Genomic DNA, 6,916 nt, shown 5'->3' on the forward strand with positions numbered 1-6,916 from the left:
TCGTCGGCGTCGACTATTTCAGTCGCAATCCGGTCGGGACGCCAGAATTCGTGCGGTTCGGAGACCGCGCCGCTGGTCAAATCGATCGATTGCCAAGTCCCTTCCGGCAGCGGCGTGATTCCGGCGAAAAACGTCTGTCCCGGCTGCTCGTAACCGGTCCAGAGATAGTCGCGGAGAACCGGCTCATTCGTTTTCAGCGCAACGCCGGGCATCGAAGCGAACTGCTTGATCTCGGACGCAACCCCAATCAAGTCGCGAGCTTTGGCAAAGTAAACCGGCTTGATCCCCAAGCGGTCGCGCGAGACGATCGCCATCCGCCGCGGTCCGTCGATCAAAACCAGCCCCCACATCCCGCGAAAACGAGCGAAACAATCGGTCCCCCATTGATCGTAGGCGGCGAGGATGACTTCGGTGTCGGTTTGTGATTGAAACTCGCGGCCGAGCCGCTCGAGTTCGCGCCGTAGCTCGACATAGTTGTAGATTTCACCGTTGAAAGTGATCCAGAGGCGACCGCGATACGACATCGGCTGCCGACCCGCCTCGCTCAAGTCCAAAATGGCAAGACGGCGGTGGCCGAGAGCCACTTGCCAATCGGCCAATCCCGGAGACTTGATCTCTCCAGCGCCGTCTGCCGTCATCGTCAGGAACGTCGTGCCCGCACCGTCTGGACCGCGATGGCTCACAGCGGACGTCATTTGGTCAATCGCAGTCGGATCGACCGGCGTCGAACGGCGGATTAGTGTAGCGATGCCACACATGCCTGTAGTATCTCTTAGTCGTTTAACCTGGAGCCAACGGCGACGGCGTACGGCGGCGTTCCGTCGCCGTTGGCTCCTGGTTAGACGATGCGCTGGCTGCGACCTTCGTCGCGGCCGCAGAACGGGTGCCGCTCACACCCGTCGAGGCAGTAAACGCAATTGGGACATCCCTGGGACGACTTAGCTGGCTGCCGCACGTCAAACGCTCGTAGCCGGCGGCGCGAAACCATTCACACATCTCTTCCTCGGTGTGCCGGTGGATATACCTTGGTGTGAAACGATCTCGGGCCGCATGCAGCGCCTCGCGGGCACCGTAGCGAACCGCGCCCTCCGGGTGACGCAGCGAGCGCAGCCACTGGTGAATAATATATAGCGGCACCAGCGGCGCCAGAGCAATGCTTTGGGCTCGATCCGGAAGGCGCCAAATCATCGGCCGCAGAGCGCGTTCCATCGTCATCAACATGCGTCGCTTAAGCGTTCGGCTTTCATCGTGGGGACTGTAGACCCAGACATAGAGCCGCCCATTTTCCACCGGCAATCGGGCGAGTCTATCGAACGCAGTCTTCGTGGAAAACGTGTGGTGGATTACGCCGAAGCTGTAGACAAAATCGAGCGTGCGATCGGCGAACGGGGGCGCAAACGCTGAAGCTTGTGCGATGTGGAGAAAGGGGTTTTTTCCAAAATGCTGATAGCCCGCGTCGACCGCGTGACCCAAATCGACCCCCACGATTTCGCAACCTTCCCGACGGGCCATATAGTCGGCTACGCCGCCGATTCCCATCCCGACTTCCAACGCCAGCTTGCCTTCCACTGGGAATTGGTCCAATTCCAGCACGAAGCGCATGCAGCGAAACCAGGCTTCGGGAGTCAAATTCCAATACGACCGGGCATCCCAATCGTAGCTGACCCATTCGCTGGAAAACGAGCGGAGCACGTCACTCTCACCCGGCATCGACGGTTCGTTTGGGAGCGCAAATCCCGGAAATTCACTGCGAAGCCGCTCGATGTGCAAATCGGCAAATCTCTGCGCCACGCCTGTCGAAAACGTCAGCAATCGCGGAATCCCACGATGGATCGGATAGAGCAACTTTCTCGAGCGATTAATCAACACGCCGGTGAGGATTTCCTTTGAAAGCGCGGCGGAATCTATCCCCAGCCGCTCAGCTCGCGCTGCATCGGCAGCGCCGAGCGGTTGATCGACGCTCTCCCACTGCCGGAGTTCCAGCCGCGTTCTGTCAAGCGGGCAAACCAAATGGTCCAATAGCCGCGGTTTCATGGATGCTTACGTTTGGCTGAGGGGCAGTTCGTCCGTAGCCAGCACATCGCGCGTTATTCGATACGCATTGGCCATGATCGTGAATGTGATGGTCGCTGATGGCAGCTCAGGCAGGACCGAGCCATCAACGATGTGTACGCGGGGAAGCTGCGGATGTTCACCGAGCAGATTCGTGCTGTTTGCTTCGCGACCAAGCGTCGGCGCCATCGGGAACGTGCTCCCGATGTGTTGTCCCTCGCCAGGCGTCCCCAGATAGTTCATGATCGGGAGCGGCCAAAACCCGAGTCTTCCGGCCCGTGATCGCAATCGCGAAAGCAGTTTGTTTATTTTCTTGTATACCGCACTGCACCTGAGATCATATCCTTTGAGTCGCAACCGTACCGGCCCGTTGGTTGCGTCGATCGCGCACTCGATGGGTGGACTTTCAGTAGAATGAAACAGTCCTTGAATAGCGCCGATCCTTGCTTCGAGGGCTCGCGCGGCGACATCGGACGCGCGCCCGAGAAAGGAGAAAAGTCGTTTCAGCCTTGCGGTTACCAGCGGATTATACGTAGAAAGTTGGAGGTGAATATTGTGGGGCGAAAGACTCGGATCGACGACCGCCATGAATAGCTGTGCGAGGGAGTATGTGCGCTCGGTCCGAACTCGCGATGCGTGGTCGAGAAACAACACCGGCGCCAAAAAGTATGGGTGAAACGCGATTCGCGCCTCACGAAGTCCGGCAATTGAACGCCCAAGTATCCGCAAATCTGATAGGACGCCGGCGCCGAGAAAGGCTCGATCCGATTCGTAACGAAATGATTCCCCGGTCATAGTGTTCACGCCAGAGACGATCACTCGATTCGGATGGCTTTCTAGCCGCTCCACAAGATGCTCGCGCAGGTAGCGGATTCTGCCCGATTCTATCCACTCCTGTAGCTGAGCACGCCCTTGGAAAATAGCATCATTCGGACATCCGGAGATGCACATGCCGCAGTAACGGCAGCGTTCAGGCTCGACGGCGAGCCGGGCGTCTCCGAACCAGATGCCATCCTTGTTGAGCCGCTCCCGGCTGCGCTCCATCCTCGCGCGCGCATTTGCGGCCTGGCGAGAGACCCTCAGTGCTGGCCGATGCACGTACCGGGGGTAGATGCCGTCCAGGTTATCGCTGGACCCGGCGGCAATCCCCAGCATGGGAGTGATAGCACGAAGTGCCTGGTCCCATCGATTCCAGGGTATGCCCCAATTTCTTACGTCCGCCGGTCGAGGAGGAAGCGTCGACGCACCCCAGACATTTAGCAGGCCGCCCTGCGCCCACGACTGGAGGAGCTTGGTTGATTCCTGCGCGTCTCCCTCCGTGGCCTCGGCGGCATAAGGGTAAAGGGACCGGAATTGGGGCCGAAGATTTACCCCTGGCCCATCAAACTCATATTCGCTTGCAATACTGCGGACGCCGTCATCCCAATCAGCGGGATCTGACGCCGCCATTCTTCGCTTGATCGCTTTTCCCGGCTCGTCGAGTTCCTTGCCAACGTCGAGGACAGTTATGTGATGCTCCGACTCAACCAAGGCCCGCAGACTTGCCAATGACGAGGGGCCGGTCCCGATCACAGTGAGATTCATCTGAGCGATATCGTCCTCTCGATCATCGACGGCAGATCATGCGACGGGATAAAGCTGACGTCTTTCAATTGCGGGTCGCAGCAGCCGTCGCAGATAAACCCCGTAAGTTGCCCAGCGGTCACGGGAAGCAGCGGCAACAACAGAGGTTCTGCGAAATAAAGCGGCCAGAGCATCCAGCGCACCGGTACGACTACGGAAGGCTTACAGCGACCCCGAGCCCGTTCGCAGAATCTCATCATTAGCGCCCGCATCGTGACGATCTCGGCGCCGCCGATCTCGACAATCGAGCCTTTCGAGGATTCGCCACCTGACCCTTCAACGAGCATCCAGATGTATTCCGCTAGGTCCTGAACGTCGATGGGCTGAACCTTTGCCAGGGCGCCACCAAACAGCGGCAGAACCGGAAGTCGCGTTAGTCTTTCAAGCGCCGTCCCGATCGGTGAACCCGGGCCCAGCACCATCGTTGGCCGAAGGATGATGTATGGGATTTGTGAATCCCGGACGGCCTGTTCGGCCGCCTGTTTGGACCTGGCGTAGGGGTATAGATGGCTCAGCGGCGAACGTACCGCTATCGAACTGATATAGATGACCTTGCTTACACCGGCTTCGCGGGCCGCGATGAGCAGGCGCCGTGTCGCCAGATTATTGATGGCGTCGAAACGCGTGCGACTTGCTTTTCCAGTTTCAGCAGCGACATGAACTAGGGTGTCGATACCCGCTAGATCTGGCTCAACCGTTTCGTTAGAGAGATCCAGACAACGTGATTCCACGCTTGGTGCGGCAGTTTCGGATGGCCTACGTGCGAGCGTAATCACCCGGTTCTTAGACGAGCGCGATGAGCCCAACAGTGCCTTGGCAAGAAACCCCCGGGTACCTGTGATTCCGACAACTTTGGAACCCTTCGAGTGTTGTCTCGATTCGACCATTGTATTCAAGGTCGCGTCCATGGATTCCATAGCGCAGCCGTCAGGCCGTGGCCGCCTTGACGTCGTGGGGCATTCCGTTTTCTACGGCACCGTTCGGCTTTGAGCTGACAATTTTCAGCCACCGGGCCAGGGCTTCGATGGCCACAACCGCCAGTGCGACCTCGATACCACGCGCGGGGAGCGAATATCGCGGCTCGATATGTAGGAGCCAGTGCGACATGGTTGGCACCGCCAAGACGCCGATCGCCAACAACCGCCCTCCTGGACACCCGCGCATCAATACGAGCCCGGCCAATGCGAATCCCAACAGGAGAAATTCTTGTACGGCGATCAATACCTTCACGGCCATGGAACTCAAATGGGTTGGGACGAAGATCCAAATCCGCACCGTGCTGACGAGCACCTTTTTCAGCGTGTTGGCCGGCATTCCGATAATTCGCGACCAAGCTTCGCGCCGAATCGCCGCTTGGGTGACCGGATCGGTCGCGGGCTTTCCCGTCTCCACCTCAATCTTCTGGAGGTGCTCAAAGTAATCGCGAACTGCAGGATTGTCGAAACCGCTGGTTCTCATGTCGTCGGGCTGACGGTCCCAATCCCAGGACCACCAGTCATACGAGTATTGATAGGTCCCCTCGAGCAATGATTTGGCCGCGGCCTGACTGCCGCGAACGAGTTGGCCGGGTTCGGGAGGATTGATGGCGGTCATCAGCACCAACATCCCTAGCGAAACCGCGGCGATGGGAGCGCTGCGGATAATCGCCTCGCGGAAGCTGCGTGTGGCGCGCCACAAAGCCAAGACAAAAACGATGCCGAGCAAACCGAAGTTCGGCCGCAGGCAGGCCACCGCGCCTAAAGCAAGCCCGCTCAAGAGCGACCTGCCAAGCGAGCGGTTCGGCCCAAGGAGGGGCAACACGCCGACAACTGCCAGCGATGCGAACACCAACGTCGCAAAGCTATTGTTGAACGTTGCGGCGTAGTAGCCGAGCGGATAATACAGCGCCGCAGTCCAATTCCCCCAAAGTTCAAGTCGTTGATCGCCGAACTGCGCAGCGATCCGTCCGACGCACCACGCTACCAGCGGCAGCGAGGCAATTTGCACGATCAGAACCGCGATCGGAACTCGCCACGCCTCCGGCAAGAGGAGATATACGACCGCGACTAAATACGAATAACCGGTCGGATGATACGTCATCGCGGTGCGCCCGGTCTGGACGATTTCGAGCGCCGCCTCGTGCGTCATCTGCGGTTCCGGCCCTCCATAGCTCGGCGGGCGATAATGCGACGGGCCCTTTGTCAGGAACAGCATCGCGCAACCAATCCCGACCGCCACAGCGTAGCACAGTAGACGATTGACGCGTGGAGCGCGCGCCGAAAGAGGTTCAGTGTTCATCGGACGAGTTTTGTAAGGACGGGATCCTCAACCGCCGCCGGCGATCGGAATTCTTGATTAAGCCGGAGTGCTTCCGCGTAAATCTGATCGGCAAACGCCTCGACCGTACACCGTCGAGCCCGCTTAATTCCGCCGGCCACAAGCCGCTTTCGCAGAGAACCATCATCTGCGATCCGCAACAGTGCCGCGCAAAGGGCCTCGGAGTCGTTCGGCGGCACCAGGAGACCATCGACGCCGTCTTCGATCGAGGTGGGAATTCCCCCCACGGCCGAACCGACAACCGTGCAACCAAATGCCCTGGCCTCGACCAACACCCGCGGAGTCCCTTCGCTGCGGCTGGGGACGACGAGCACGTCGGCGTCGGCAAATATCTGAAACAATTGGGGGCCAAAACTCAGATGCCCATGATGCACGACCGTCGCTCGCCGGCTCAACTCATCGAGTTCACGCAGTAGTTGTCCGGCTACGCCGTGGTCCACTGAATCACGTCCTCCCACGATTTCCAGCTCGGCGTCGGGAATCTGAGTCAATACGCGACGGAACGCGGACAATAGCGTGTCGACTCCTTTTTCATGCCGAAGAAATCCCACAAATAAGATCCGAAACGGCGCGTTTAGCGGTCGCCTCCGCGGCACGCTGATAATCTCTCGATCAAGGATCGTCGCGGAAACCGCGGCGCGGCCATGTTCGATTCCGTAATGTCGTGCCAACTCGTCGCCATGAGCGATCATCCGCGCATCGGGCCGCTCAATCAACCGCGATTGATTTCGGTCGATGACCCAAGCCGCCAAATGAGCCGCGAGCCGCTTTGGGCCGCGATACCAAGTGGATGTTGCCACCATCTGGCGCAAGTTGGCGCACACTTGATAGACGCGCGGACGCCGAGGATTCGACAACGACCAGGTCGCGGCAAGCGGCAGTTGAACGATTACGACGTCGCTTCGCCGCTCCACTTCACGGATGA

General features: G+C 59.2%; 6 protein-coding genes. All 6 read right to left on the reverse strand.

Annotated elements, in window-relative coordinates:
• On the reverse strand, positions 1-758 hold a 758-nt coding region (locus VGY55_15870), incomplete at its 3' end, for a hypothetical protein (protein ID HEV2971453.1).
• Between the two features lie 22 nt (positions 759-780).
• On the reverse strand, positions 781-2,034 hold the full coding sequence (locus VGY55_15875; protein HEV2971454.1) for a methyltransferase domain-containing protein: 1,254 nt from the start codon (positions 2,032-2,034) through the stop codon (positions 781-783).
• A gap of 6 nt (positions 2,035-2,040) precedes the next feature.
• Positions 2,041-3,636, reverse strand: a complete 1,596-nt coding sequence (locus VGY55_15880; GenBank protein ID HEV2971455.1) for a 4Fe-4S binding protein — start codon at positions 3,634-3,636, stop codon at positions 2,041-2,043.
• Positions 3,633-4,583 carry an NAD-dependent epimerase/dehydratase family protein gene (locus VGY55_15885; GenBank protein HEV2971456.1) on the reverse strand — a complete coding sequence of 317 codons (951 nt, stop codon included), beginning with the start codon at positions 4,581-4,583 and terminating at the stop codon, positions 3,633-3,635. Before VGY55_15885 ends, VGY55_15880 begins: the two co-directional genes overlap by 4 nt.
• 19 nt (positions 4,584-4,602) lie before the next feature.
• Positions 4,603-5,952: a hypothetical protein gene (locus tag VGY55_15890; GenBank protein ID HEV2971457.1), complete on the reverse strand. Its 1,350-nt coding sequence runs from the start codon at positions 5,950-5,952 to the stop codon at positions 4,603-4,605.
• Positions 5,949-6,916, reverse strand: a 968-nt coding sequence (locus tag VGY55_15895) for a glycosyltransferase family 4 protein (GenBank protein HEV2971458.1), incomplete at its 5' end; no start/stop codon positions are given. The genes VGY55_15890 and VGY55_15895, both read right to left, overlap by 4 nt.

This window comes from Pirellulales bacterium (genome assembly GCA_035939775.1).
Classification (GTDB): Bacteria; Planctomycetota; Planctomycetia; order Pirellulales; family DATAWG01; genus DASZFO01.